The organism is Pseudomonas rhodesiae (assembly GCF_013285305.1).
Lineage (GTDB): Bacteria > Pseudomonadota > Gammaproteobacteria > Pseudomonadales > Pseudomonadaceae > Aquipseudomonas > Aquipseudomonas rhodesiae.
Map to the genome: position 1 here is coordinate 2435912 of NZ_CP054205.1, position 25661 is coordinate 2461572.

The following is a 25661-nucleotide window of genomic DNA, read 5'->3' on the forward strand; positions in this document are numbered from 1 at the left end:
TCCAAGTGTGGGAGGGGGCTTGCCCCCGATAAATGTCAGGCACCACTGCAATCAGGCCCGTTACCTCGTTCGATCAGCCCTTGAGCTCCTTCAAGTGCTTGTAGACCGTCGCCCGCCCCATGCCCAGCACATTGGCCACGTAGTTCGAGGCGCTCTTGCCCTTGAACGCGCCTTCGGCGTGCAGCGCCAGTACCAGTTCGCGCTTGTGGTCGCGGGTCAGCAGGTTCAGGCTCAGTTGACGTTCGCGCAGCCAAGCGTGGAGGAAGGTGTTGATGCGCTCCTGCCAGTCATCGCGAAACAGGGCGTCCGGCTGCGGGATCAGTTTGCTCGGCGACAGGAACAGGTCCAGCGCAGCCTTGGCGTTTTCGAACAGGGAGATATTCAAGTTGATGCACAGCACCGCCAACGGACGATCCTGGGCGTCGCGCAGGACAGTGCTCAGGCTGCGAATTTTCTGACCGTCCCAGTTGAGCTTTTCATACGGGCCGATATTCACTTCGCTGATTTCCTCGCTGAGCATGTCCTCCAGCGCCGAGTCATCGCCGATGGCGCGTTTGGACAGGTTGTTGGCGATGTAATCGACGGTTTGTGTGCGCAGGTCATGCAGCACTACTTCGGCATGGGGGAAAAACAGCGTGGCGATCGCATCGGCAATCGCGCGGAAATTCTGCAGGGCTTTGTCGTGTTCGGCGGTGTTCATCAATGGGGCTCCAGGCGGGCGGGAGAGAGCATATCAGCGTCCAGACCGAAGCGGGTCAGTGCCTGGGGCAGCGGTACTCCGCGCACCAGTGCCGCGCTGGCCTGGCCCATGGCCGGTGAAGTCTGAATCCCATAACCGCCTTGCGCCGCGACCCAGTACAGCCCCGGCACCTGGGGATCGAAGCCGCTGAGCAGATCGCCATCGTGCACAAAACTGCGCAGCCCGGCCCAGGTGCGAGTGGGGCGGCGGATGCTCAGGGTGGTGGCTTCTTCGATCTGGTAGATGCCCATGGCGATATCCAACTCTTCGGGCTGCACATCCTGTGCCTGCACCGGGTCGGCATTGGCCGGCGAGCCGAGGAACATGCCAGCGTCGGGCTTCATGTAGAAGGCTTCGTCCAGCGCTACGAGCATCGGCCAGGCATGGCTGTCCACGCCTTCGGGGCCGGCGAAGATAAACGCCGAGCGGCGCTTGGGTTGCAGGCCGATGGACGCGGCGCCGGCCAGTCCGCCGATATGGTCGGCCCAGGCGCCGGCGGCGTTGATGATGATCGGCGCGGTGAAGGTGGCGTCCTGGGTGCTGACCTGCCAGAGCCCGGCACTGTCGCGACTCAAGCCCAGCACCTCGCTGTCGGTGCGCACGTCGCCGCCGTTGCGTCGGATACCGCGCAGATAGCCTTGGTGTAGGGCGTCGGTGTCGATGTCGCTGGCGGTGGGGTCGTAGATCGCGCCGTGGACTTTTTCCCGCCGCAGGATCGGTAACATCTCACAGGCTTCATCGGCGCTCAGTTGCACGACCTGCTCCACAGTAGCCTTGGCGCTCAGATATTGCGCGTTCAATTCGGCCGGGTCGCCGCTGAAGTCCACGGTCATTTCGCCCCGTGGCGTGAGCAGCGGGTGTTCACAGAAACCGGCAGGCGGATGGTCGAAAAAGTCGCGGCTGGCCAGGGTCAGCGCGCGCACTTGCGGGGTGCCATAGGCGGCGGTATAGAGCGCCGCCGAACGCCCGGTGGAGTGATAGGCCGGGTGGCTTTCACGTTCCAGCACGATCACCTTGCCGTGGGGCGATAACCAGAACCCCGTGGAGGCGCCGGCAATGCCACCGCCGATGATGAGGTAGTCCGCGTGGTTCATAGCTGTCTCCAGAGGGCATTGGCCAGGGCGATGTCTTCCAGGCCCAGGCCGATGGAACGGAAGAAGACGTGGCGATCATAGGTCGGGCGCGGCACCAGGTCACTGAGCAGCTCGGGTAGGTCGCCGAGCACCATGCGGGGGTGCCAGCCGTGCTGTTCGGCGGCGATCAGCATTTCGCCGGCTGCGGTGGGGGTGGTCTGGCGATAGTCGCAGAACACCTGCATGCCCGTGAGGCTGTGGGGCGGCACCTCATGGGCGCGCGGGGCATTGGTGCTGATGGAGGTGATCAGCGCCGGTTTGCTCAGGCGTGTCGGGTCGAGCACGGGGCCTGCAGAGGAGGTACACAGCAGGATCACATCGGCGTCGTCCACGGCGGCCTCGCAGCTGGCGGCGATGCTCAGGCGCGGGTCCAGGCAGTGGAGGGCGTCGTGATTGGCCGTGACCGCGCTGGGCGAAAACAGACGGATGCTCTGCCAGTCCCGCAGGTTCTTCACATACTGCACATGGGCCTGGGCGACTTTGCCGCTGCCGATAATCGCCAAGCGTTGGGCCTGCGGTGCGGCCAGTGCGTCCACCGCCAACGCCGTAGTGGCGGCGGTGCGCGCAGTGGTCAGTTCGGCGGCGTCGCACAACAACAATGGCTGGCCGGTGTGCATCGACATCAGCAGAGTCCACGCCGTTACCAGCGGCCCTTGTTCGCGCACGATGTAGGGCGAAGTCTTGACCCCATACACACCCTCATTGGCCAACACACCGAGGTAGTTGATGAAGTCACCGGCGCCGTGGGGGAATTGCACAAGCTGCTGCGCTGGCTGCACCGCGTGCCCGGCAGCCAGATCGCGGAACAGCGCGCGCAGGATCTGCGGTATGTCGAGGCGGTCCAGGTGTTCGCGGGCCTGAGTCTGGTCGATCACAAAAGGAGGAGTGAGCATGGGGGTCTCCGACGTAAACTAATTTGTCCATTATGGACTTTTAGTTCTTTCTGGCAACGGCTAAGTTTTACCCTTTGAATGCAAACCCACCGGATAGCCTGTCTTTCAGATACCCCACCAGCGCACTTACCGACTTGGGCACATGGGGTGAGTACGGGCGGATCAAATAGATCTCATCGGCAAACGCGCCCTTGAGCGTCCAGCCCTTGAGTACATGTACCAGTTTGCCGCTGGCCAGGGCGGCGTGGGCGCTGAAGTCAGGGAGCAGGGCGATGCCCAGGTGGTGCAGGGCCGCATCGCGCAAGGCTTCGCTGTTGTTGGTGGCGAAGCTGCCGGCGATGGGCACCGTGATGCGTTCGACGTTTTTGTGGTTGCGTTCGAAGGTCCAGGCCGGTTGGTCGGCACCGCGCGGGTAGAACAGGCAGTTGTGCGCCGACAGCTCGTCGGGCTCGCGCGGTTCGCCGTGGTATTGCAGGTAATCCCGGGTGGCCACCAGCACCGAGCCGGTGTCGCACAGCTTCCAGGCCACATGGGTTTCCGGCACCTGAAAACCATGACGTACCGCCAGGTCATAGCCTTCGGCGGCGAGTGAACTGAGGGCATCGGACACGTCCAGTTGGATACGCACCTGTGGGTATTGCTGCAGGAACCCCGACAGGTGCGGCACCAATTGCTGGCGAGCAAATGCCACTGGCGCGGTGAGGCGCACCAGGCCGCGGATCTCTCCTGCGGCGTCGCGCACCGACGAAAAGCTGCGGGCAATCTGTTCGTAGGCACTGCGCACGTCACGGGTCAATGAACGCCCTGCATCGGTCAGCCGCACACTGCGGGTGGTGCGCGTCACCAGGCGGGTACCGGTGGCTTTTTCCAGGTCGGAAATCCGCTGGCTTACGGCCGACTTACTCACCCCCAGACGCGCGGCGGCGGCGGTGTAGGTGCCGTGTTCTTCCAGCACGGAAAGCCAGTGTATGTGGGTCCACAAGCCTTCGATCTCGGATTTTTCCATGGCTGTATTGTTCGCCTATAAGGACAATAAGTTCTGGATTCTGCTCTGGTTAGGAACAAAGCGAAAGCCTAAGGTGTGTACCAACGCTAACCACCTGGATCGACTGCCATGACCCACACCATCGAGCACTACATCAACGACCAGCGCGTTTCCCGCGATGATCGCTACCAGGATGTCTACAACCCGGCCACCGGCGAGAAAACCGCCCGCGTTGCGCTGGCCAGCCACCAGACTGTGTCCGAGGCCGTCGCTGCCGCCCAGGCCGCTTTCGCCGGCTGGGCCGACACCCCGCCGATCCGCCGCGCCCGCGTACTGTTCCAGTACCTGCACCTGCTGCGTGAACGCAAAGACGACCTGGCGCGGATCATCGTCGCCGAACACGGCAAGGTGTTCACCGACGCCCAGGGCGAAGTCGACCGTGGCATCGATATCCTCGAATTCGCCTGCGGCATTCCCAACCTGCTCAAGGGCGAGCATTCCGACCAGGTTTCCCGGGGCATGGACAACTGGACTATGCGCCAACCCCTGGGCGTGGTGGCGGGCGTCACGCCGTTCAACTTCCCGGTGATGGTACCGATGTGGATGTACCCCATCGCCATTGCAGCGGGTAACACCTTCATCCTCAAACCCAGCCCCACCGACCCGAGTGCGTCGTTGTTCATGGCCGAGCTGCTGCGTGAAGCCGGCCTGCCCAAGGGCGTATTCAACGTGGTGCAAGGCGACAAGGAAGCGGTGGATGCACTGATCGAACACCCGGACGTCAAGGCCGTGAGCTTCGTCGGCTCCACACCGATTGCGCAGTACATCTACGAAACCGGCGCGCGCCACGGTAAGCGCGTGCAGGGCCTGGGCGGCGCGAAAAACCACATGGTGGTAATGCCCGACGCCGACATCGAAAAAACCGTCGACGCCTTGATGGGCGCCGCTTACGGCAGTGCCGGCGAACGCTGCATGGCGATTTCCGTGGCGGTGCTGGTGGGCGATGTGGGTGACAAAGTCATCGCCGCCCTGACCGAACGCGCCAAGCACCTGCGCATCACCGACGGCCGCGACCTTAAAGCCGAAATGGGCCCCATCGTCTCCCGCGCAGCCCTGGAACGCATCAGCGGCTACATCGAACAAGGCGTGCAAGCCGGCGCACAACTGCTGCTGGACGGCCGCGACTACGTGCCCAACGAACCGGGTCTGGAAAACGGCTTCTGGCTCGGCGCGACACTGTTCGATCACGTGACCAAAGAGATGAGCATCTACCGCGAAGAAATCTTCGGCCCGGTACTGGCCTGCGTGCGCGTGAATGACTTCGCCGAAGCGGTAAAACTGGTTAACGACCACGAGTTCGGCAACGGCGTCAGCTGCTTCACCCGCGACGGCCACATCGCCCGCGAATTTGCACGACGCATCGAAGTGGGCATGGTCGGCATCAACGTCCCGATCCCGGTGCCGATGGCCTGGCACGGCTTTGGTGGTTGGAAGAAGAGCCTGTTCGGCGACATGCATGCTTACGGCACTGAAGGCGTGCGCTTCTACACCAAGCAGAAGTCGATCATGCAGCGCTGGTCGGAGAGCATCGAACAGGGCGCTGAGTTTGCGATGCCGGTTTCCAAATAACATAGTTGGGAGGGTAAATGTGGGAGGGGGTAAACCCCTCCCACCTCTGGATATTTTCACTCAAGAGTTGACGCCCAGGCGAATGCCGAATACTGTATATAAACACAGTGTTTAGGCGCTGATTGTCCAGGAAGGACACTTCAGCCCCGCTGGGCACTGTGTGTAGGTCAATGGATCAACTCAATACGCTGGCTCGCTATGACGGGCCGTATCCAAGCGTCAATGAAAAGGACTTCATCATGAAACACGCCACTATTATCCCCACTCGCTGGACACGCGCAGATGCGCTCAAAGTGAATGAAAATGACCCCACCACGACTCAACCGCTGGTGCCTGCCGACTTCCCGGTGATGAGTGACACGGTGTTTATCTGGGACACCATGCCCTTGCGCACCCTGGACGGCACGGTGGTTTCGGTTAACGGCTGGTCCGTGATCTTCACCCTGACGGCCGACCGTCGCCCCCATGATCCGCAATTCATCAATGCCGATGGCCGCTACGATATCAAGCGCGATTGGGAAGATCGCCATGGTCATGCGCGCATCTGCTACTGGTACTCGCGCACCGGCAAAGACTGGATCTTCGGCGGCCGCGTGATGGCCGAAGGGGTATCGCCGACCACGCGTGAATGGGCAGGTACACCGATCTTGCTCAATAACAACGGCGACATCGACCTGTATTACACCTGCGTCACTCCGGGCGCGACGATTGCCAAGGTCCGAGGCCAGGTGGTCACTTCCCAAAGCGGTGTCGAGCTGCGCGGTTTCACTCAGGTAAAGGCCCTGTTTGAAGCCGATGGCACCTACTACCAGACCGAAGCGCAGAACGCGACATGGAACTTCCGCGACCCCAGCCCGTTTATCGATCCCAAGGACGGCAAGCTGTACATGGTGTTCGAAGGCAACGTAGCAGGTGAGCGCGGCACTCACGAAGTGGGCGCGAACGAACTGGGCCTGGTGCCGCCAGGGCATGAACATGTGGGCGGTGCCCGTTACCAGGTGGGTTGCATCGGCCTTGCGGTGGCCAAGGACCTCAATGGCGATGAATGGGAACTCCTGCCGCCCCTGGTCACCGCCGTCGGGGTGAATGATCAGACCGAGCGGCCGCACTACGTGTTTCAGGACAACAAGTACTACCTGTTTACCATCAGTCACAAGTTCACCTATGCCGATGGCATAACGGGCCCGGATGGGGTCTACGGGTTTGTCGGCGATCATCTGTTCGGCCCCTACACACCGATGAACGCTTCGGGCCTGGTTCTGGGCAACCCGCCGTCGCAGCCGTTCCAGACCTATTCGCACTGCGTGATGCCCAATGGCCTGGTCACATCGTTTATCGACAGCGTGCCCACCGCCGGCGACGACTACCGCATCGGCGGCACCGAAGCGCCGACGGTCAGGATTGTGCTCAAGGGTGATCGTTCGTTCGTGCAGGAGGCTTATGACTACGGTTACATCCCGCCGATGCGCGATGTGGTGTTGGACCAATGACAGCAGCGCAACGGTCAGCCTGATTCATCAGGTGTAAACCAACCCGACTGTAAGAGGGGGCTTGCCCCCGATGGCGGTGGATCAGTCAGCTTCTGTGTAGCTGACCCACTGCTATCGGGGGCAAGCCCCCTCCCACATTTTCTAACCGTGTTTCAGGCAGTTGATTGAGCGATCTACCGTGGTTTTGGCAATTTCAAGCAAGTGCCACACTGCCAGGATTTTCGCTCGCTCTGGGCTCGTCAGTTGCTCGCCACAATCCAACGCCGTCGCCGATGCGCTATCGAGCAAACTGGCGGTGTAGAGCAGGGCGTCTTCGAAGCTCAGGTCTTCGTTGATGGCGTGAAAGCCTTGGGTCGGCAGGTAATGGTCGATGGCGCGGTTGAAGGCGGCGCGGTCTTTAGCGGGATCGAAGGGTGGATCGGGGACGACTTTGTTCATGGTGTAGTTCCTGTCTGATCAAGGAGCCGACACGCTTTGCGACTAAACGAAGGTGGCGGCTGTACGCAGGTTAGTCGACCGGTCAGAACAGGAACCCGGCGCACCCGAAGGCGCCCTGCGCACAGCCACCATAAAGCTTCATGGGAAACATGCGCCTGTTCTGAATCCGGGCGACTAAACCCGATCACTGATGAGCAGTGACGGACCGCAGACTAGCCATCGATTCCAACAGGCACAAGGCGGCGAGGATTGTCTAGGAAACGTCCTGCAATTAAAAGGGATGCGGCTTGCTGGCCCTTTACAAACCATGACTCGATGTCATCGAAGAGCGTGTGATGGTTTATATCTGTAGGAAAAGTCTTCGATGATGGAATTTGATGGCAGTGCTGATGACGTTTCGCTTTTGCAGGTGCGGTGGGCTTAGTTAAATATCAGCGTCCACTCAATTACGTAAAGGATTGCGATGAACATAAATGTCAGCAATTATCGACAAGCAGTATCTAAAGTCCAACTCTCAAATGCAGCATTTGATGAGTTACTGAGCATAAGCTTGAAATCTGAATCAAAAATCCAAGCCGATCGACTCGATATAAACTTTGCTTGCAATGGTTCGTTTTCTTCGCGGTCGCTTAGCGAAGAGTTACGCACCATACGAAACATTATTGAGCATGGAAGCCATGTTTTAATTCTTGATGGATTTAAGACGGATAACCTTGAAGCTTTCAAGTCGCTGGTGTGGGCCTTTGGCTCTTCGCTCGGTAGGCCAATGGTGCAAAATCATCTTGGTCATAAGATCATTGAGGTTTATGACCGGGGCGGCAAAAGTATCGAGGAGGGTGGGAGGTACCATCAGACCCGACAGTGGGCCTACATACATAACGATGGAGTCAGCGACCCGCTTCCGATCGACTATCTGGTTCTGGCTTGCGGACAGAAAGCGCTTCTGGGCGGTGAGAGCATTCTTATTGACGCAAGCGCGGTATATGCAGAGCTGATGGCATTTGCGGATGTTCTCGAAGAACTAAAGCGCGATTTCTATTTTGAAAATAGGGGCATGTCAGAAGAAGAGTGTTTATTTAAAGCGCCCATCCTGAGCTTTTCCCAAGAAGGTATTCCTTTGATAAGGTACTTTCGCGTGTATATCGAATCGGCTCACCTTAAAGCACAAGTGCCGTTAACGTTATCGCAGGTTCGGGCGCTGGATTTTCTGGATGCAGTACTCGACCAATCATCCGTTCAGCATCGTGTATTGCTCGAGCCCGGTCAGGTGCTTGTTTCAGCGGGCAATAAGTTTCTCCATACCCGAACACATTTCATTGATAAGCATACTCCACACTCAGAAATTAATGATAAAGCGCCCTTAAGCAGCCTGAATCGTTACATGTTGAGAATGTGGTTACGCAAACAATGATGCCGGTGAAGTATGCCGCGCCCCCTCGATACCACCCAAAAGCCGAGCCCCCATGGATAACGCCAGCATTGCCATCACCCTGGTCTTAATCTCCGCCTTCATGCACGCCACCTGGAACGCCGTTGTCCGTGCCGGCAGCAGCCGTTTCATGACCTTGGCCATGGTCGATGGCACGGCATTGCTGATTTGCCTGGCGGCGCTGCCGTTGGTCAACGTGCCCAACCTGGAGGTGTGGGTGTATGTGCTGATTTCGGTGATGCTCAATACGGTGTATCGATTATTTTTGATCAAGGCGTATGAAACCGGCGACTTCGGTCAGGTGTACCCGGTGATGCGTGGCGTGCCGCCAGTGCTGGTCGCGCTGTTTTCCTACGTCCTTTTGCATGAACAGTTGTCGTTCCCGTCGATGACGGGTGTGCTGCTGATTTGTGCAGGGATCATCAGCCTGGCGTTTGTACGCGGGATGACTGCGCAGATGTTCAAGCCGATACTGATGGCCGTGTGTGCGGGGGTGTTCATCGCGTCCTACACGGTGGTGGATGCCAAAGGTGTAAGAGCCAGTGAGACGGCGCTGCAGTACATCATCTATCTCACGGTATTCCAGAGCATTCCGATCCCGCTGCTCGCGTTTTTCAAGGCGCGATCGGCGCTCATCCAGGCAGTGCGCGGCCACTGGCGAGTGGGTGCGATGGGCGGGGTTTTCTACGTGTCGTCTTACGGTTTGGTCCTGTTTGCACTGTCGCTGGATGCGGTGGCCAGGGTCTCAGCGCTGCGGGAGACGAGTGTTATCATCGGCGCCATCATTGCCGCGCTGTTCTTCCGAGAGCGGTTCGGCTGGCGACGGATGCTGTCGGCGTTCGTCATTGTTTGCGGGATCGTCCTGATCAAAGTGAGCACCTGATGGCCCAGCGTCCGCCACCCACTCCTATGCTTCAAGCCTTTGTCAGCGCGGCGCAAACCGGCAGTTTCGCGCGTGCTGCGTCTGAGTTGAATCTCACCGCCAGCGCCATCAGCCATCAAATCGCAGGTCTGGAAGAATGGTGGGGGGTGCAGTTGTTCGAGCGGCATTCGCGGGGAGTCAAGCTCACGCCTGCGGGAGAGTCCTTATTGCCGGTGGCGGATGGCTTTTTCAAAGCGCTGGATGCGGTGCTGCATTCGCTTAGTCCGAGTAAATCACAGCCGCTTCACCTCTCGTGTACCTCCTCCCTGTGTGCAACCTGGCTGATTCCACGAATGCATGGTGCTCACGCCGAAGCTGCATTGAACCTTGATCTGGTGTTGACCAGCGTGGACATCAGTCGCGCCACCTTAAGCGTTCATCCGTTCGATGTCGCTGTGGTGATGGGTGATGGTGACTACCCGGATCATCATGTCGAACTGCTGATGCGCGATGCGGTGTTCCCGGTATGTTCGCCGCAATTCAAACGCGTGAATGGTGAGATTGCGCTGGAGGACATCGCGCGGTACCCGCTGATTCACCGAGTCGACGATCAGGTGTGCCCAGGATGGGAGAGCTGGTTCGCCTTTCACGGGCTGGAGGCACCGCCGTATCACCACGGGCCGCGTTTTCCAGATTCCAGCCTGGCCATCAGTCTGGCAGTGAAAGGCGGCGGGATTGCGCTGGGCAGGACGGCGCTGGTGCATGACCAATTGAAAGACGGTGAACTGGTTGCGTTGAATGCCCCCACCATGATGTCCCCTGCGGCGTACTACATCATTTGTCGAAATGGACGACAATCAGAACGCGATATCGCCCGCTTGTTTGATTGGCTCAAGGCCCAGGCACATCAGTTCATTGACCAAGTGCGGGGCTCTGGCGCTTGATTCAGCGCCGACCCGCCCGCGTACTCACATCCACCCACACCCAAATGCTGCCTTTCACAATCATCTGCCAGTAACTGTCCACATCCAGCATCGGCATGCCGTTATCCAGGCTAGTGGGAAAAAGAGCCTGTTCGGCGACATGCATGCTTACGGCACTGAAGGCGTGCGCTTCTACACCAGGCAGAAGTCGATTATGCAGCGCTGGTCGGAGAGCATCGAACAGGGGGCTGAGTTTGCGATGCCGGTTTCCAAATAACATAGTTGGGAGGGTAAATGTGGGAGGGGGCTTGCCCCCGATTGCTGCGGATCAGCTAACCATAATTTGGCTGACCCACTGCTATCGGGGGCAAGCCCCCTCCCACAGGCGTTATGTGGTGCCGGTGAGAATGGCTTTAACGCCGACCCGCCCGCGTACTCACATCCACCCACACCGCCAACACCAAAATGCTGCCTTTCACAATCATCTGCCAGTAGCTGTCCACGTCCAGCATCGACATGCCGTTATCCAGGCTGGTAATCACCAGCGCCCCCAGCAATGCGCCATATACCGTGCCGGAGCCGCCGCGCATTGATGTGCCGCCGATAAAGCAGGCGGCGATGGCGTCCAGTTCGCCCATATTGCCCGCCGACGGTGAGCCCGCCGCCAAACGTGCGGTGTTGACCAGGCCGGCGAGGGCGCACATGACGCCCATGATGCCGAAGATCCACAATTTGACCGCCTGCACGTTGATGCCCGACAGCCGCGTGGCTTCCATGTTGCTGCCCACCGCATACACGCGGCGGCCGAATACGGTCTGGCTGGTGACGTAGCTGAACACGCCGAGCAGCACCAGTAACAGCAACACCGGCACGGGGATGCCGTCGTAGCTGTTGAGGGTGGTAACGAACCCGGCCAGCACTGCGCCGATCACCACCACCCGCAGCACGTCGCGCATCAATGAGTGCGCGGCCAGCCCATGCAGTGCGCGGTTGCGTCGTTGTTTCCAGGTCAAGAAGAGTGTGAGGGCAAACAGCAAAAGCCCCAGCCCAACCCCCACGGTATGCGGCAGATAGCCCTGGCCCACATACACCAGCGATGGCGACACTGGCGCGATGGTGGTGCCGCCGGTGATCCCCAGCAGAACCCCGCGAAACGCCAGCATGCCGCCCAAGCCGACGATAAACGACGGGATGCGCAGGTAGGCCGTCATATAGCCGTTGGCCAGGCCGATCATCAGGCCGCATAGCGCCACCAGGCTCACATTGGCCAGCAGCGGAATGTGGTAGACCACGTCCAGGATCGCCGCCAGCCCACCCAGCAGGCCCAACAATGAACCCACCGACAAGTCGATCTCGCCGCTGATAATCACCAGCACCATGCCGCAGGCCAGGATGCCGGTGATGGACATCTGCCGCAGCAGGTTGGACAGGTTACGCGGCGTGAGGAAGCCGCCCTCGGTCTGCCAGCTGAAAAACAGCCAGATCACCGCCACGGCAATCACCAGGGCGAGCATTTTGTAGCGGGTGAACAGCTGTTTGACCTGATTCATCTACGCGGTTTTCCGATTGTTATTGTTTTGGCTGAGCGCGGCGGCGAGGACCTGTTCCTGGGTGAGCCCCTGGTTGATGAAGTCGCCGCGCAACTGACCGTCGCCGATTACCAGCACGCGGTCGGACACCCCCAGCACTTCGGCCAGTTCCGAGGACACCATGATGATCGCCACGCCTTCGGCGGCCAGCGTCCCCATCAGCTTGTAGATTTCATACTTGGCGCCCACGTCCACCCCGCGCGTGGGCTCGTCGAGGATCAGCACTTTGGGCTGGGTCATCAGCATTTTCGCCAGCACGGCTTTTTGCTGATTGCCGCCGGACAGGCTGGTGATCGGCAAAAACGGGCTGGCGGTCTTGAGGTGCATGCGCGTGATCTGCCGGTCGATACTGCCCAGCTCGGCCTCGGCGTCGATGCGGGTCAGGTGCGCATAGGTGTCGAGCACCGCCAGGGTGATGTTCTGGCCCACGCCGAGGTCGGGGATGATGCCTTGGCGCTTGCGATCTTCGGGCACCATGCACAACCCGGCGCGGATCGATTTGAGCGGCGTGCGCGTATCGATCACTTCGCCGTCCAGCCATACTTCGGCGCTGTAGCGGCCGGGGTAGGCACCGAACAGGGCTGACACCAGTTCGGTACGCCCGGCGCCCACCAGCCCGGCAATACCGAGGATTTCCCCACGCTTGAGCACGAAGGAAATGTCGTCGACGCGTTTGCGCTTGGGGTTGTCGACGTCGTAGCAGGTCACGTGGCGCGCCTCGAACATTACCTCGCCGACGTCATGGGGCTCGGTGGGGTAGAGGTTGCTCATCTCGCGGCCGACCATCTGAGTGATGATGCGCGGGATGTCCATATCGGCCATGGCCGTGGTTGCGATGTGCTTGCCGTCGCGGATCACCGTGATGGTGTCGCACACCGCCGCCACTTCATCGAGTTTGTGGGAGATGTAGACGCAGGCCACCCCCTTGGCCTTGAGGTCGCGGATGATATCCAGCAGCACCTCGATTTCCGAGCGGGTCAGGGCCGAAGAGGGTTCGTCGAGAATCAACAGGCGCGCCTGTTTGTTCAGGGCCTTGGCGATTTCCACCAGTTGCTGGTAACCGCCGCCGTACTGCGACACCGGTAGCGCCACGTTGATGTCCGGCACCTTGAGTTCACGCATCAAGGCTTCGGCGCGGTGCAGCATCGCCGGGTAGTTCATGCGTCCACCCGGCAAGGTCAGCTCGTGCCCCATAAAGATGTTTTCGGCCACTGACAGATCAGGCACCAGGGTCAACTCCTGGTGGATGATCACAATGCCGGCGGCCTCGGTTTCACTGATGGACTGCGCCTTGAGCGGCTGCCCATTCCAGAGGATTTCCCCCTCCCAGGTGCCGTGGGGATAGACCGCCGACAGCACCTTCATCAAGGTAGATTTACCGGCACCGTTCTCGCCGCACAGGCCGACACATTCCCCCGGCCGCACCTTGATGTCGATACCGTTCAGCGCGTGGACACCGCCAAAGGTTTTGACGATGCCGTTCATTTGCAGCAGGTAGTCGGCCATGGCGGTCATTGCCCGCCGATCTGCTCTTTGGTGTAGAAACCGTCCTTCTCCAGCAGGTCGATATTGGCCTTGGTCAGTGGAGTGGGCGTAAGCAGGATGGTGTCGACCTTCTTGCTGCCGTTGTCGTATTGCGAGCTGTAGGTGGGCTTCTCGTTACGCGCCAGTTGCACCGAGAGCTTGGCCGCTTCGGTGGCGATCAGCTTGAGGGGCTTGTACACGGTCATGGTCTGGGTGCCGTCGATCACGCGTTTGACGGCGGCGAGGTCGGCGTCCTGGCCGGAGATCGGCACCTTGCCCGCCAGCTTCTGCGCGGCCAGGGCCTGGATCGCACCGCCGGCGGTAGCGTCGTTGGAGGCGACAATCGCGTCGATTTTGTTGTTGTTCCGGGTCAGGGCGTTTTCGACGATGCTCAGGGCTTCGGTGGGGTTCCATTCCTTGACCCATTGCTGGCCGACTACCTTGATATCGCCCTTGTCGATGGCCGGTTGCAACACCTTCATCTGGCCTTCGCGCAGCACCTTGGCGTTGTTATCGGTAGGCGCGCCGCCGAGCAGGAAGTAATTACCCTTGGGCGCCGCCTGCAGCACGCCGCTGGCCTGCATCTCGCCGACTTTTTCGTTATCGAAGGAAATGTAGGCGTCGATGTCGGCGTTGAGGATCAGGCGGTCATAGGACACCACCTTGATCCCGGCCTTCTTGGCTTCGGCGACCGCGTTGGTCAGAACCGTGGCGTTGAACGGCACGATCACGATCACATCGACGCCACGGGAAATCAGGTTCTCGATCTGGGAAATCTGCTTTTGCTCGTTGGCATCGGCGGACTGCACAAAGACTTTGGCATCGAGTTTTTCCGCTGCTGCCACGAAATAATCGCGGTCGCGGGACCAGCGCTCCAGGCGCAGGTCGTCGATGGAAAAGCCGATTTTCGGATGGGCCGGGTCGGCCATCACCGGCAGGGCGAGCAGGGCCAGGGCGGTGGCGAGCAGGGTACGTTTGAATGACTTCATGGTGGTGCGTCCTTTTATTGTTGTTGGAAAGACACTGGGTGAAGACTTTAGGCGAACACTATAGGTGTGGCTAACCGGCGTGTTGTGGTAAGCCGGGATTCTGTGGTGAACAGGACTTTTGTGGTGAATGCGCTTGTCGTGGTGAATGGGCTTGGTGTGGTGAGCAGGCTTGTTGTGGTGAGCGGGCTTGCCCCGCGCTGGGCTGCGAAGCAGCCCCAAACCCAGGCACCTCGGTGTGTCAGCTAAAAACACATCGCCTGCAATGGGGCCGCTTCGCGCCCCAGCGCGGGGCAAGCCCGCTCACCACACAACAAGCCCGCTCACCACAATAAGCCCGCTCACCACTCTGTCACCGATAAATAAACCGGTTGACCACCCCCTCCAGCATCTCTTGCCGACCACTCACGGCCTGCGGGTTCAGCCCGTGGGTAAACGCATGTTCGGCCAGGGATTCCAGGCTGAACTCACCGGCCAGCACGGCTTGGCCCAACGGCTGTTGCCAGCCTGCGTAGCGTTGGTCCTTGAACTGCTGCAACCGATCGTTCTGCACCATGGCAGCCGCGCGTTCCAGCGCCAGGGCCAGTACATCCATGGCGCCGACATGGCCGTGGAACAGGTCGATTTCGTCGAGGCTTTGGCGGCGCACCTTGGAGTCAAAGTTGTAGCCGCCGTTCTTGAAGCCGCCAGCCTTGAGGATTTCATAGGTGGCCAGGGTCATTTCTTCGACGCTATTGGGGAACTGGTCGGTGTCCCAGCCGTTCTGCGGGTCGCCACGGTTGGCGTCGATGCTGCCGAAGATGCCGAGGGACACGGCGGTGGCGATTTCATGGTGGAAACTGTGCCCGGCCAGGGTCGCGTGGTTGGCTTCGATATTGACCTTGATCTCATGCTCCAGGCCGTATTCGTGCAGGAAGCCGAACACCGTGGCGCTGTCGTAATCGTATTGATGCTTGGTCGGCTCCTGGGGCTTGGGCTCGATCAGCAGGTCGCCCTTGAAGCCGATCTTGTGCTTGTGCTCCACCACCATGCGCATAAAGCGCCCGAGTTGTTCGCGCTCGCGCTTGAGGTCGGTGTTGAGCAGGCTTTCATAGCCTTCACGACCGCCCCACAGCACATAGTTGGCGCCCTTGAGCCGCAGGGTGGCGTTCATCGCGCTGAACACCTGGGCGGCGGCGCAGGCGAACACTTCCGGGTCAGGGTTGGTGGCCGCGCCGGCGGCGAAGCGCGGGTGGCTGAAGCAATTGGCGGTGCCCCACAACAGCTTGATGCCGGACTGTTCCTGATGGCGCTCCAACTGATCGACCATCTGCGCAAAGTGTTCGCGGTACTCCTTGAGCGAACTGCCCTCGGGGGCTACGTCGGTGTCGTGGAAACTGTAGTAATCGATGCCCAGCTTGGAGAAGAACTCAAACGCGGCGTCGGCCTTGCCCTTGGCCACTTCCATCGGGTCGCCGCTGCGCTGCCACGGGCGCTTGAAGGTGCCGACGCCGAACATGTCCGCACCGGGCCAGACAAACGTATGCCAATAACAAGCCGCCATGCGCAGGTGCTCGCGCATCGGTTTGCCGAGGATCAGTTTGTTGGCGTCGTAGTGGCGAAAGGCGAGGGGGGTATCGCTGTCGGGGCCTTCGAAGCGAACCTTCTCGACACCGGGGAAGTACGTCATGGCGTGTTCCTTATTGTTCTGGGCGGTGTCTGGATACTAGCAACGGCACCTGGCTCGCTAATTATGAAAATCACCAAGCGATGGTGCGATTTTGAGTGGCGGGGGCTACCCTGTGGCGACTGGCCTGAGGACAACAACAATGAAAACCCTACCGCCCGTGCACCGCATTGCCTTGCTGTTCAACGGCAGCAAAATCTACGACCGTGGCATCATCGCCGGCATCGGCAATTACCTGAGCAGCACCCGCGCATCCTGGGATTTGTTCCTGGAGGAAGACTTTCTGTGCCGGCTCAAAGGCATCGAGCGCTGGCAAGGCGACGGCATCATCGCTGACTTCGATGACCCGCTGATCGGCGAGGCCCTGGCCCACAGCAAGTTGCCGGTGGTGGCGGTGGGCGGGTCTTATGAGGATGCAAGCGCCTATCCCAAGGGCATTCCCTACGTGGCCACCGACAACCATGGGTTGATGAAGCTGGCTTATGAACACCTGATCGAGGCCGGCTTGACCCGCTTTGCCTGTTTCAGCCTGCCGCCGGCCCAGGCCAATCGCTGGGCCCAGGAGCGGGAAAAAGCCTTTCGTCGCTTGATGCAACGCGATGGCCTGAACGTCGAGGTGTATCGCGGCCTGGGCACCAGCGCGCCGTTGTGGGACAGCGCGGTGGAACAGCAGATTGCTTGGTTACAGAGCCTGCCCAAGCCCATCGGCATCATCGCCGTCACCGACGCCCGCGCTCGGCAACTGCTGCAAGCCTGCCTCACCGCCGGTATTGCGGTGCCGGAAGAAGTGGCGCTGATCGGCATCGACAACGACCCGCTGACCCGCACCCTCACGCGGGTGCCGCTGAGTTCGGTGATCCAGGGCACGGAAACCATGGGCCGCACGGCCGCCGCGCTTCTTCATCAGATGCTGCACGGCAAACCTTGCGCCGGCACGCAGATTCTGGTGCCACCGGAGGCAATCAACGTGCAGGCCTCCAGCTTGCATCAGCCTCTGGGCAATCCGTACGTGATGCAGGCGCTGCTGTTTATCCGCCAATACGCCTGCCAGGGCATCAAGACCGCACAAGTGGCGGCCTATGTCGGCGTGTCGCGTTCATCCCTGGAGTCGCACTTTCGCAAGGAGCGCGGGTGCAGCGTGCATGATGAGATCTTGCGCTTCAAACTCGCCGCCGCCGCCAAAGGCCTGGCAAGCCACGAACGGGCGATTGCCGACGTGGCGGCGCAATGCGGCTTCACATCGGCGCAGTACCTGCACACCGTGTTTCGCCGTGAATTTGGCTGTACCCCCCGGGAGTACCAGCGAGGCGAGGAGTGTGCGTTGCCCGTGCCTGATTAGGGCCTGACATACGCTGCTGAACCTGTGTGGGAGGGGGGGCTTGCCCTAATGCCAGTCGCCCTACTCAGTATTAACTGAAAAAACCGGCTCAAAATGTGGGAGGGGGCAAGCCCCCTCCCACATGTTCAAGCAGAGCCGGAGCGCACGCAGGCGTTATGGCAAGGCGTAGGCGATCACATAGTCGCCCCGGTCGGTGGACTGGCGCGCGCCGCCGGCAGTCACCACGACGTATTGCTTGCCGGTTTTCGGCGACACGTAGGTCATCGGGCCGCCCTGGCTGCCGACGGGCAGGCGGGCTTTCCAGATTTCTTCGCCGTTGCCACTGTTGAAGGCGCGCAGGTAGAAGTCCTGGGTGCCGGCGATAAAGATCAAGCCGCCCTGGGTCGACAGCGTGCCGCCGAGGGTCGGCAGGCCGATCTTGATCGGCAGGTGCATACGGATGCCCAGCGGACCGGTGTCTTCCACGGTGCCCACCGGCACTTGCCAGGCGATTTTCTGCGTTTTCATATCAATGGCGGTCAGGGTGCCGAACGGCGGCGCCTGGCAGGGGATACCGGCCACCGACAGGAAGCGGTTTTTGTTCACCGCATACGGCGTGCCCTTGAGCGGTACTGCGCCCATGCCGGTGTTCAGCGCTTCGCCACCGGACGCGGCCTGGGCCTTGTTCTGCGACGGGATCATCTGGATCCACAGGCCCAGGCGCATGTCGTTGACGAAGATAAAACCATGCACCGGGTCGGTGGAAAGACTGCCCCAGTTCATGCCGCCCAGGGAACCGGGAAAGCTCAGGGATTTATCCGTGCCCGGCGCGGTGTACAGGCCGTCGTAGCGCATGCCCTTGAAGTCGATGCGGCACAGCAACTGGTCATATGGGGTGGCGCCCCACATGTCTGATTCCCTCAGGGTTTGCGCGCCGATCTGCGGCATGCCCACGGATTTGGGTTGGGTTGGCGAATAGGGTTCGTTGGGGATATTGGCGGCCTTGACCGGCACGTCCTTGACCTCAGTCAGCGGCTTACCGGTGGCGCGGTCGAGCACGTAGATCTGCCCGGCCTTGGTGCCGATGACCACCGCGGGTACGGCCTTGTCACTGCCCGGCGGGGTGAAGTCGATCAGGCTCGGCTGCATCGGCAGGTCGAAGTCCCACAGGTCGTTGTGGACGGTTTGGTACACCCACTTTTCGGCCCCGGTGGAAGCGTCCAGCGCCAGGACGGACGCGCCGTATTTATGGTTGAGCGCGGTGCGTTCCACGCCATAGATGTCGGTGGACGAACTGCCCATCGGCAGGAAAACCGTGTTCATCTGCGGGTCGTAGGACATCGGCGCCCAACTGTTGGGCGTGCTGCGCACATAAGTGCTGCCAGCGGCCGGCGCTTGTTTGTCGTCGGGGTTGCCCGGGTCGAAGGCCCAGCGCATGTGCCCACTGATTACGTCGAAACCACGGATCACGCCGCCGGGCATATCGGTCTGCACGTTATCGGCGACGCGGCCACCGACCACTACGGTGGTCCCGGCGATCAGCGGGGCGGAGGACAGTTGGTAGTAACTGTCCGGCACATTGCCGAGGCCAGTTTTGAGATCCACCTGGCCATGGCTGCCGAAGTCTTCGCAGAATTGGCCGGTGTCGGCGTCCACCGCAATCAGACGCGCATCGATGGTGTTGGTCAGCAAACGGCGCTGGCACTGCGCACCGGCTGGAACGCTAGCGGCGATGATCGGCGAGCTGTTGGGTTGGGTCGGTTGGGCGATGGGCGCGCTGGCGTCGAAATAGGCCAGGCCCCGGCATCGTTGCCAGACCGCCGACTGTGCGTTGATCTGGTTTTTCCACAGCTCTTTGCCAGTGTCGGCGTCCAGGGCGATCAGGTTGTTGTGGGGCGTGCAGATAAACACCTTGTTGCCGATCTGCAGGGGTGTCAGTTGGTCTTCGGCACCGTTGCCGTCGCTGATGGCCACGTCGCCAGTGCGGTAGGTCCAGGCCACTTTGAGCTTGTCGATGTTGTCGCGGTTGATCTGATCCAGGGCGGCAAAGCGGCTGCCGCCCTCAGTGTTGCCGTAGTGCGCCCAGTCTTTCTGCGCCTCGGCCGCCACCACCGGTGTGACAACCGGGCCCGCACCCGTTGGCGCCACGCTCGGGTGCGCGACAAACATATTGCCCGCCGCCACCGCCACGCCCACCGCCAATACCGCCGCGACACCATACGCGCCGCGCGCCGGCTTGCCGGCCAGCAGCGGGTACACCAGTGCCACCACCAGGCCGATCACCGCGAACATAAACAATCGCGAAAACAGCGGCCAGAACACCAGCCCCACCTCTGCCACCGCCCACACGGCAGTGCCGATCAGAAACGCGGCGAACAGCCACGCGCCGGCCGGTTTGCGTTGGGCAATCAACAGGCCGGCAACCGCCATGGCCACACCGCCCAGCAGGAAATACCAAGAGCCACCGAGGCTGACCAGTTTGGCGCCGCCGACGGCCAGCGCGAGGCCGAGCAGGGCGATGATCACGCCCAGGCCCAGCAGGAAGAATCTAGAGACGCCAGCGGCGCGCGATGCTCGTTTCATGTCGAAAGGACTCGAGTGAGAGAGGGCAGAGGCATAATGTTAGCAAGACAAGTAACTAGTTAGTACATTTTTGCCGACAGACTGTCTTGGGCGTCAGCCACCGCGAGCAAATGGAGGTTAAAGAAACATTTCTTAATACATATCCAGTCACTGTGGTTGTACGACGTCATATCAACTGTGGTCGACTAGCGGCGTTCTCACAAAAAAAATAAATGGAGACTCCCTCGATGACCGGTATTCCAAGGATCGAAGGCCAGGCGGCGGCGCCCGCGTCCGGCCATGTCGTACGACTTCTAAAGCTGCTGGGCCCAGGTGTCATTGCGGTGCTGTCCTGGCTCGGTGCAGGGGATTTGATTACATCCTCGGTGGCCGGCGCCAACTACGGCTACGCGATGATGTGGGTACTGGCGGTGTCGCTGCTGCTCAGGTACTTGATCGTCAATATCATCGCGCGCTTCCAGCTGTGTAATAACCAAGGCATGACTATCCTGCAGGGCTATGCCCAGTTGAACCCGTTTTTCGCCTGGTTCCTGCTGGTGTATGCGCTGCTGATGGGCCACTTGATGAATGCCTACATGATCAAGGGTGCGGGCGAGGCCCTGGCCATGCTGTTCAAGACCGATTACGCGTTGCTGTGTTCGGTGGCAGTGGTACTGGCGGTGTGGCTGCTGGTGGGGCGCAATATCTATTCGATGATCGAAGGGGTGATGAAGGGCCTGCTGGCGATTATGACGCTGGCCTTTATTGCTCTGGCGGTAATGTCCGGGCCGGACATGGCTGGCATCGTCAAAGGCACCATCGGTTTCAGTATTCCGCCGGACGAGGGCGTGCATGGCGCTCTGTTGGTGGCGGTGTCGGTGATCGGCGCTGTCGCCGGCTCTATAGCCAACTTCGTGCATCCCTATGTGATGCGCCAAAAGGGCTGGATCGGCCCGCAGCACAAGCGCATCCAGCGCAACGACCTGCTGTTTGCGGTATTCGTGGGGATTGTGATCAACCTGGCAATCTGGATCGTCGGCGCGCAAATCCTGCGTCCCAACGGCATCGAAGTGAAAACCCTCGGCGATCTGGGCAAGGCGCTGGAGCTGTTCTTCGGCCCCATCGGCTGGTACATCTTCTTTATCGGCGTGTTCGCCACGCTGTTTGCGAGCATTTCCGGCAAAACCACGGCATTCCCGATGTTGATCACCGATGCCTTCCAGCACGTGCGGCCTGAACGGCGCCAGCGCTTCGGCAAAGAGTTTCATCGTGACCCGATGCACAAGTGGTTCATGTTGTTCATTCTGGTCACGCCGCTGATCTGGTCGCTGCCGGGCATGCCGGATTTCGTCACGCTGACCATCGGCGTGAGTGCGCTGAACATCGTCGGGTTGCCGGTGATTTCCCTGGGGCTGTTGATCATGTCCAACCAGAAGTCGCTGCTCGGCAAGGAATACCGTAACAACCTGTTCGAGAACATTGCCCTGGTGTTCGCCACCGGGTTGGCATTGTGGGTGGCGTTCCAGCTTGGGGTTGAGCTGTTCGCCTGAGCAGGCACGGCGGTGAAGGGTTCACCGCCGTGTGCGTCGGGAGGGATCAGAACTTGAAGCGACCCACCAACCCTTTGAGCTGAGCGGAAATATCGGTCAAACGGCCCGAGCCGGACTGTGCCGAGTGGGCGAAGCCTTCGACCAGTTGCGCATCGGCATGGATCTGCGCGATGTGGCGGTTGATCTCTTCGGCGACTTGGTGCTGCTCTTCGGCGGCGGTGGCGATCTGGGTGTTCTGGTCGCGGATCGAGTCCACCGAGCCGCGGATCTTGTCGAAGCTGTCGCGGGCCTGCTGGATGCGTTCCACGCTGGTATGGGACACCAACAGGCTGCCTTGCATCTGCTGCGTGACTTCCTGGGTGCGGCGGGCGAGGTTGCCCAGCAGGCTGTCGATCTCGCCGGTGGAGTCGGCGGTGCGGCGGGCGAGAGCGCGGACTTCGTCGGCGACCACGGCAAAACCGCGGCCCTGGTCACCGGCCCGTGCGGCTTCGATGGCGGCGTTGAGCGCCAGCAGGTTGGTCTGTTCGGCAATCGAGCGGATGGTATCCAGGATGGTGTTGATGTTTTTACTGTCCTGCTCCAACTGCTGCATGGTCTGGGTCGACTTCTGCAAGTCTTCACTGAGCCGCAGCACGCTGCCGGTGGCTTCGCCGATATGTTGCTGGCCGTCATGCACGTCGCGGTAGCCTTCGTCGGCGCTGGAAGCGGCGGCGCTGCAAGAGCGTGCGACTTCGTTGGCGGTGGCCACCATCTCGTTGAACGCGGTGCTCACTAGTTCCACTGCTTCGCGCTGGCGCCCGGCGGCCTGGTTCATATTGTTGGCCACTTCGCTGGTGTCGGCGGCGGCGCTCTGCAGATCGGAGGATGCGTTACCGATGCGCTGCACCAGTTGCGCGATCATGCCCAGAAACTGGTTGAACCAGCCGGCCAGGGTGGCGGTTTCGTCTTTGCCCTGCACCTTGAGTTGACGGGTAAGGTCGCCTTCACCTTCGGCGATTTCCTGCAGGCCGTCGGCCACGCCGCGAATCGGCCGCACGATGACGCTGGCAAAACTGGCACCGACAATCGCGAACACCACAGCCAGGGCTGCGGCGATGGCGGCGATCAACCAGGTCAGGCTGGTGGCGCCGGCCATCACTTCGTCGCGCTTGATCAGGCCGATAAAGCGCCAGCCCAGGTCTTTGGAACTGACCACGTTGGCCATATAGGCCACGCCGTCGATGTCGATCTGGGTCACGCCGTCGCCGCGCTTGGCCAATTCGGCGTAGTTGGGGCCCAAGTCGGCCAGAGGCTTGAAGTTATGCTTGGCATCGCTGGGGTCCACCAGCACGTTGCCGTTGCCTTCCACCAGCATCAGGTAACCGCTGTCACCGAGCTTGATGTTCTTGACCAGTTCGGTCAGTTGCTTGAGCGACACGTCCAGGCCCACCACGCCCAGCACATTGCCGCTGGCATCGGCCACGGTATGCACGGTGCCGATCAGCACCACGTCGTCCGGCGCCCAGTAGTACGCGCCGGTGCGCACCGTGGTGCCAGGCGCGGCAACCGCTGCCTTGTACCAGGGGCGTACGCGCGGGTCGTAGTTGGTCAGCTTGGCGTCGTCGGGCCAGCTGGCGTAGCCACCGTCGGCGAGGCCGAGGGACAGGTAGGCCGTGGTGGGATGGCTCTTGGCGAATTGATCGAAGATCGCCAGCAGCTCTTTATTGGTTGGGGTCAGCGGGATTTGCGCAGCGTCGGCACTGGCATAGCTCTTGAGATCTTTGGCCGCGACCACGCGCGGGTCCTTGGCCACGTACTCGACGTTCTGGCTGATGCCGTCGAAGAACTGCTTCATGCCATTGTCGATCTGGCGGATTTCCCGTCCGCTGCTGTCGAGGAAATTGGCCTGAGCCCCCTCGCGCAGATTCAACACTACCAGTACCGCTACCAGGATGACCGGCACGCACGCGATAGCCGCGAACGCCCAGGTCAGCTTCTGCTTGATATTCATGACTTTCACCCGCGGGTATTTATAGTTTTGGCAAGGCAAACAGTAGTGCTGAGCGTCGCAGGGGTTGTTATGAAGGGTGGGTCCTTGCGTACGTACCCTCTTTATCGACCGAGAGGGCACGCACTTTAGGGCAAGCAGGTGGGTTCAGCCGATCAAATTGTCGGCCAGGGTGTCGCGGCGCATCGATTGCAGGTTTTTCTCGATGGTTTCGCAGATGGCTTCCATCTGGATTTGGTGTTCGCTGGAGCGGAACGGGCTTTGCAGGTCGGTGCCGATGCGTTCGATAGCCAGCAGCATAAAGCCCACCACCGTGGACGCCAGCGGGGTAAACCAGCCCAGGGATTCCACCAGGCCCACCGGTACGATCAGGCAGAACAGGGTGATAAACAGACGCGGGAAATACACGTAGGGGTAGGGCAGCGGCGTGTTGGCGATACGCTCCATACCGCCCTGGGCGTTGGACAGGTCCACCAGGGTCGACTCCAGCCGCGCCAGGCGAATGCTGTCCAGATGCCCGGCCTTGTATTCGCGGGCCAGCAACGCCGCCGAACCGGTAAGGATGTCATTGGCGAAATTATTGGTCGCACCGTTGCGCGCAAACTCATCGGCAGGGATGAACGCGCGCACTTCATCGGGGCACGGCTGGCCCCGCAGGTGCGCGGCCAGGCAGTTCACGTAGGCCACATGTCGGCGCAACAGCGTGGACTTGATCGGGTTGACCTCACTGCCGGGGTCGTCCAGCAGGGTCAGCACCTGGCGCGCAAAGCTGCGCGAATTGTTGACCATCGCCCCCCACAACGTGCGGGCCTCCCACCAGCGGTTATAGGCGCTGCTGTTGCGAAAACTGATCAACACCACGAGTGCCGAGCCCAGCAGGGTCAGGGGCATCAGCGGCAGGTTGATCTTGGCTGTGAGAAACAGCATGAAGTCCACTGTCACGGCGACGTCCCACAGCAACAGCCAGAACAACGACCAGCCGACGTAGCCCATGGTCTTGATGACCAGGCGGTACTTTTTGATGATGGCGGCTTTCAAATGACAACCTCGCGGCGAACGGTAAGCAACAGTGCCTTAGCTCGGACGCCGACGAGCCCGTTAGGTTCGCCGCAACCTGAAACGTTTAAGCCGCCGGGCGCAACAATTTTGGTAGCGATGGCGGCAGGTTTTAGAAGCGCGGCCTGAGTGAATGTGTGGCAAGCCTGCTCATATGTCAGCCTTTAAGATTTGTGTAGATACCTATGTATCCTGAGTCAAACCCACGAGAGTGAGCCCCTATGAAGATCGGTGTGATTTCCGATACCCACGGCCTTCTGCGGCCCGAGGCCGTGGCGGCCCTGCAAGGTTGCGAGCAGATCCTCCATGCCGGCGATATCGGCGGCGCCGACATTGTCGAGCAATTGGCGCGCATCGCACCGTTGCACGTAGTGCGCGGCAACAACGATCAAGATGCTCCATGGGCGCGCCAGGTGCCGGATCACCTGCACATCAGCCTCAACGGTTGGAAGACCTTGCTGGTGCATGACATCGCCGATGTCCCGGCGTTGCTCGACGCCAAAACGCGCTTGGTGATCACCGGGCATTCCCACAAACCGCTGATCGAGTGGCGGGGTGAAACGCTGTATGTGAACCCCGGCAGCGCGGGTCGGCGGCGGTTCAAGTTGCCGGTGACATTGGCGCTGTTGGCGGTGGACGAGGGCGCTATCGACGCGCGTCTGGTGGCGCTGCTGGATTGAATGGGCTTACTGCGTGCACAGGATGAACGCAAGCAAACCTGGAAAGCGGCGCCGGGGCAGGGCCAGTGCGCGTGGGAAGGCGATGACCCTGACCCTGCCGACGCCGTATGCTCGTTGGGTTGATACACAGCAGATACACAAAAAATAACGAATGAGAACAGATATCAAACACGAATGACTTGATATACCATTCGCGGCGAATTCTTGGCAGGTTTGCCGTCC

General features: G+C 60.6%; 20 protein-coding genes and 2 pseudogenes. 8 read left to right on the plus strand and 14 right to left on the minus strand.

Annotation, left to right across the window (positions count from 1 at the left end; translation table 11 throughout):
* Positions 1 to 73: 73 nt before the first annotated feature.
* The 4 genes from HRH33_RS11175 to HRH33_RS11190 form a co-directional block, all read right to left on the minus strand.
* Entirely contained in the window at positions 74 to 700 is a 627-nt protein-coding gene (locus tag HRH33_RS11175; protein ID WP_034137788.1) for a helix-turn-helix transcriptional regulator, read from the minus strand.
* Positions 700 to 1833, minus strand: a complete 1134-nt coding sequence (locus tag HRH33_RS11180) for an NAD(P)/FAD-dependent oxidoreductase (protein ID WP_034137789.1) — start codon at positions 1831 to 1833, stop codon at positions 700 to 702. Before HRH33_RS11180 ends, HRH33_RS11175 begins: the two co-directional genes overlap by 1 nt.
* A complete protein-coding gene (locus HRH33_RS11185) occupies positions 1830 to 2765 on the minus strand; it encodes an ornithine cyclodeaminase family protein (protein ID WP_167417425.1) in 936 nt (311 codons plus the stop codon). Before HRH33_RS11185 ends, HRH33_RS11180 begins: the two co-directional genes overlap by 4 nt.
* A gap of 67 nt (positions 2766 to 2832) precedes the next feature.
* A complete protein-coding gene (locus HRH33_RS11190) occupies positions 2833 to 3771 on the minus strand; it encodes a LysR family transcriptional regulator (RefSeq protein WP_167417426.1) in 939 nt (312 codons plus the stop codon).
* A gap of 108 nt (positions 3772 to 3879) precedes the next feature.
* Here HRH33_RS11190 and HRH33_RS11195 point away from each other — a divergent pair, with 108 nt between their 5' ends.
* Together HRH33_RS11195 and HRH33_RS11200 are read left to right on the plus strand one after the other, a co-directional pair.
* The gene (locus tag HRH33_RS11195; RefSeq protein ID WP_034097329.1) at positions 3880 to 5379 is read left to right on the plus strand and encodes a CoA-acylating methylmalonate-semialdehyde dehydrogenase; all 1500 of its coding nucleotides are present in this window, start codon (positions 3880 to 3882) and stop codon (positions 5377 to 5379) included.
* A gap of 239 nt (positions 5380 to 5618) precedes the next feature.
* Positions 5619 to 6869 (plus strand): glycoside hydrolase family 68 protein, encoded by a 1251-nt coding sequence (locus tag HRH33_RS11200; RefSeq protein WP_167417427.1) that lies wholly within the window; start codon positions 5619 to 5621, stop codon positions 6867 to 6869.
* Between the two features lie 141 nt (positions 6870 to 7010).
* On the opposite strand, the gene HRH33_RS11205 is transcribed toward HRH33_RS11200, so the two are convergent.
* On the minus strand, positions 7011 to 7307 hold the full coding sequence (locus tag HRH33_RS11205) for a DUF6124 family protein (RefSeq protein ID WP_094066292.1): 297 nt from the start codon (positions 7305 to 7307) through the stop codon (positions 7011 to 7013).
* 463 nt (positions 7308 to 7770) lie between these two features.
* Here HRH33_RS11205 and HRH33_RS11210 point away from each other — a divergent pair, with 463 nt between their 5' ends.
* From HRH33_RS11210 to HRH33_RS11220, 3 genes are read left to right on the plus strand one after another with little or no spacing between them, the layout of a single operon-like run.
* Complete coding sequence (locus tag HRH33_RS11210; protein WP_167417428.1) at positions 7771 to 8718, plus strand: TauD/TfdA family dioxygenase; 948 nt, start codon at positions 7771 to 7773, stop codon at positions 8716 to 8718.
* A gap of 52 nt (positions 8719 to 8770) precedes the next feature.
* The gene (locus tag HRH33_RS11215) at positions 8771 to 9619 is read left to right on the plus strand and encodes an EamA family transporter (RefSeq protein ID WP_167417429.1); all 849 of its coding nucleotides are present in this window, start codon (positions 8771 to 8773) and stop codon (positions 9617 to 9619) included.
* Positions 9619 to 10542 (plus strand): LysR substrate-binding domain-containing protein, encoded by a 924-nt coding sequence (locus tag HRH33_RS11220; RefSeq protein ID WP_167417430.1) that lies wholly within the window; start codon positions 9619 to 9621, stop codon positions 10540 to 10542. Before HRH33_RS11215 ends, HRH33_RS11220 begins: the two co-directional genes overlap by 1 nt.
* Before the next feature lies 1 nt (position 10543).
* Here the strand turns inward: HRH33_RS11220 and HRH33_RS11225 are convergent.
* From HRH33_RS11225 to xylA, 5 genes and pseudogenes are all read right to left on the minus strand, one after another.
* Positions 10544 to 10669: pseudogene (locus HRH33_RS11225) on the minus strand (sugar ABC transporter permease); the annotation flags it as partial.
* Positions 10670 to 10934: 265 nt separating this feature from the next.
* Positions 10935 to 12071 carry a sugar ABC transporter permease gene (locus tag HRH33_RS11230; RefSeq protein WP_034097340.1) on the minus strand — a complete coding sequence of 379 codons (1137 nt, stop codon included), beginning with the start codon at positions 12069 to 12071 and terminating at the stop codon, positions 10935 to 10937.
* Complete coding sequence (gene xylG / locus HRH33_RS11235; RefSeq protein ID WP_167417431.1) at positions 12072 to 13625, minus strand: D-xylose ABC transporter ATP-binding protein; 1554 nt, start codon at positions 13623 to 13625, stop codon at positions 12072 to 12074.
* On the minus strand, positions 13622 to 14623 hold the full coding sequence (xylF, locus tag HRH33_RS11240) for a D-xylose ABC transporter substrate-binding protein (RefSeq protein ID WP_034097344.1): 1002 nt from the start codon (positions 14621 to 14623) through the stop codon (positions 13622 to 13624). The genes xylG and xylF overlap by 4 nt, the downstream gene beginning before the upstream one ends.
* A 349-nt stretch (positions 14624 to 14972) precedes the next feature.
* Positions 14973 to 16289 (minus strand): xylose isomerase, encoded by a 1317-nt coding sequence (gene xylA / locus HRH33_RS11245; protein ID WP_167417432.1) that lies wholly within the window; start codon positions 16287 to 16289, stop codon positions 14973 to 14975.
* A 139-nt stretch (positions 16290 to 16428) separates the two neighbouring features.
* On the opposite strand from xylA, the gene HRH33_RS11250 reads away from it, so the two are divergent.
* Positions 16429 to 17625 (plus strand): XylR family transcriptional regulator, encoded by a 1197-nt coding sequence (locus HRH33_RS11250; protein ID WP_034112981.1) that lies wholly within the window; start codon positions 16429 to 16431, stop codon positions 17623 to 17625.
* 153 nt (positions 17626 to 17778) lie between these two features.
* Here the strand turns inward: HRH33_RS11250 and HRH33_RS11255 are convergent, their stop codons facing one another.
* Positions 17779 to 20187, minus strand: coding sequence for a glucose/quinate/shikimate family membrane-bound PQQ-dependent dehydrogenase (locus HRH33_RS11255; RefSeq protein ID WP_167417433.1), 2409 nt, complete (start codon positions 20185 to 20187; stop codon positions 17779 to 17781).
* Positions 20188 to 20414: 227 nt separating this feature from the next.
* Between HRH33_RS11255 and HRH33_RS11260 the strand changes: the two genes are divergently transcribed.
* Positions 20415 to 21716, plus strand: coding sequence for an Nramp family divalent metal transporter (locus tag HRH33_RS11260; RefSeq protein WP_167417434.1), 1302 nt, complete (start codon positions 20415 to 20417; stop codon positions 21714 to 21716).
* A gap of 46 nt (positions 21717 to 21762) precedes the next feature.
* On the opposite strand, the gene HRH33_RS26730 is transcribed toward HRH33_RS11260, so the two are convergent.
* The 3 genes and pseudogenes from HRH33_RS26730 to HRH33_RS11270 form a co-directional block, all read right to left on the minus strand.
* A complete protein-coding gene (locus HRH33_RS26730; RefSeq protein ID WP_425326823.1) occupies positions 21763 to 22617 on the minus strand; it encodes a methyl-accepting chemotaxis protein in 855 nt (284 codons plus the stop codon).
* 6 nt (positions 22618 to 22623) lie between these two features.
* Positions 22624 to 23706, minus strand: a pseudogene (locus tag HRH33_RS26735) (HAMP domain-containing protein); the annotation flags it as partial.
* 144 nt (positions 23707 to 23850) lie between these two features.
* Positions 23851 to 24741 (minus strand): bestrophin family protein, encoded by an 891-nt coding sequence (locus HRH33_RS11270; RefSeq protein ID WP_034097352.1) that lies wholly within the window; start codon positions 24739 to 24741, stop codon positions 23851 to 23853.
* A 239-nt stretch (positions 24742 to 24980) separates the two neighbouring features.
* On the opposite strand from HRH33_RS11270, the gene HRH33_RS11275 reads away from it, so the two are divergent.
* Positions 24981 to 25439, plus strand: a complete 459-nt coding sequence (locus HRH33_RS11275; RefSeq protein ID WP_167417436.1) for a metallophosphoesterase family protein — start codon at positions 24981 to 24983, stop codon at positions 25437 to 25439.
* The last annotated feature ends 222 nt before the right edge of the window (positions 25440 to 25661 follow it).

Coding starts and splice junctions, on each gene's coding strand:
- HRH33_RS11175 (WP_034137788.1), bottom strand. CDS start 700: ATGAACACCGCCGAACACGACAAAGCCCTGCAGAATTTCCGCGCGATT.
- HRH33_RS11180 (WP_034137789.1), bottom strand. CDS start 1,833: ATGAACCACGCGGACTACCTCATCATCGGCGGTGGCATTGCCGGCGCC.
- HRH33_RS11185 (WP_167417425.1), bottom strand. CDS start 2,765: ATGCTCACTCCTCCTTTTGTGATCGACCAGACTCAGGCCCGCGAACAC.
- HRH33_RS11190 (WP_167417426.1), bottom strand. CDS start 3,771: ATGGAAAAATCCGAGATCGAAGGCTTGTGGACCCACATACACTGGCTT.
- HRH33_RS11195 (WP_034097329.1), top strand. CDS start 3,880: ATGACCCACACCATCGAGCACTACATCAACGACCAGCGCGTTTCCCGC.
- HRH33_RS11200 (WP_167417427.1), top strand. CDS start 5,619: ATGAAACACGCCACTATTATCCCCACTCGCTGGACACGCGCAGATGCG.
- HRH33_RS11205 (WP_094066292.1), bottom strand. CDS start 7,307: ATGAACAAAGTCGTCCCCGATCCACCCTTCGATCCCGCTAAAGACCGC.
- HRH33_RS11210 (WP_167417428.1), top strand. CDS start 7,771: ATGAACATAAATGTCAGCAATTATCGACAAGCAGTATCTAAAGTCCAA.
- HRH33_RS11215 (WP_167417429.1), top strand. CDS start 8,771: ATGGATAACGCCAGCATTGCCATCACCCTGGTCTTAATCTCCGCCTTC.
- HRH33_RS11220 (WP_167417430.1), top strand. CDS start 9,619: ATGGCCCAGCGTCCGCCACCCACTCCTATGCTTCAAGCCTTTGTCAGC.
- HRH33_RS11230 (WP_034097340.1), bottom strand. CDS start 12,071: ATGAATCAGGTCAAACAGCTGTTCACCCGCTACAAAATGCTCGCCCTG.
- xylG (WP_167417431.1), bottom strand. CDS start 13,625: ATGACCGCCATGGCCGACTACCTGCTGCAAATGAACGGCATCGTCAAA.
- xylF (WP_034097344.1), bottom strand. CDS start 14,623: ATGAAGTCATTCAAACGTACCCTGCTCGCCACCGCCCTGGCCCTGCTC.
- xylA (WP_167417432.1), bottom strand. CDS start 16,289: ATGACGTACTTCCCCGGTGTCGAGAAGGTTCGCTTCGAAGGCCCCGAC.
- HRH33_RS11250 (WP_034112981.1), top strand. CDS start 16,429: ATGAAAACCCTACCGCCCGTGCACCGCATTGCCTTGCTGTTCAACGGC.
- HRH33_RS11255 (WP_167417433.1), bottom strand. CDS start 20,187: ATGAAACGAGCATCGCGCGCCGCTGGCGTCTCTAGATTCTTCCTGCTG.
- HRH33_RS11260 (WP_167417434.1), top strand. CDS start 20,415: ATGACCGGTATTCCAAGGATCGAAGGCCAGGCGGCGGCGCCCGCGTCC.
- HRH33_RS26730 (WP_425326823.1), bottom strand. CDS start 22,617: ATGATCGCGCAACTGGTGCAGCGCATCGGTAACGCATCCTCCGATCTG.
- HRH33_RS11275 (WP_167417436.1), top strand. CDS start 24,981: ATGAAGATCGGTGTGATTTCCGATACCCACGGCCTTCTGCGGCCCGAG.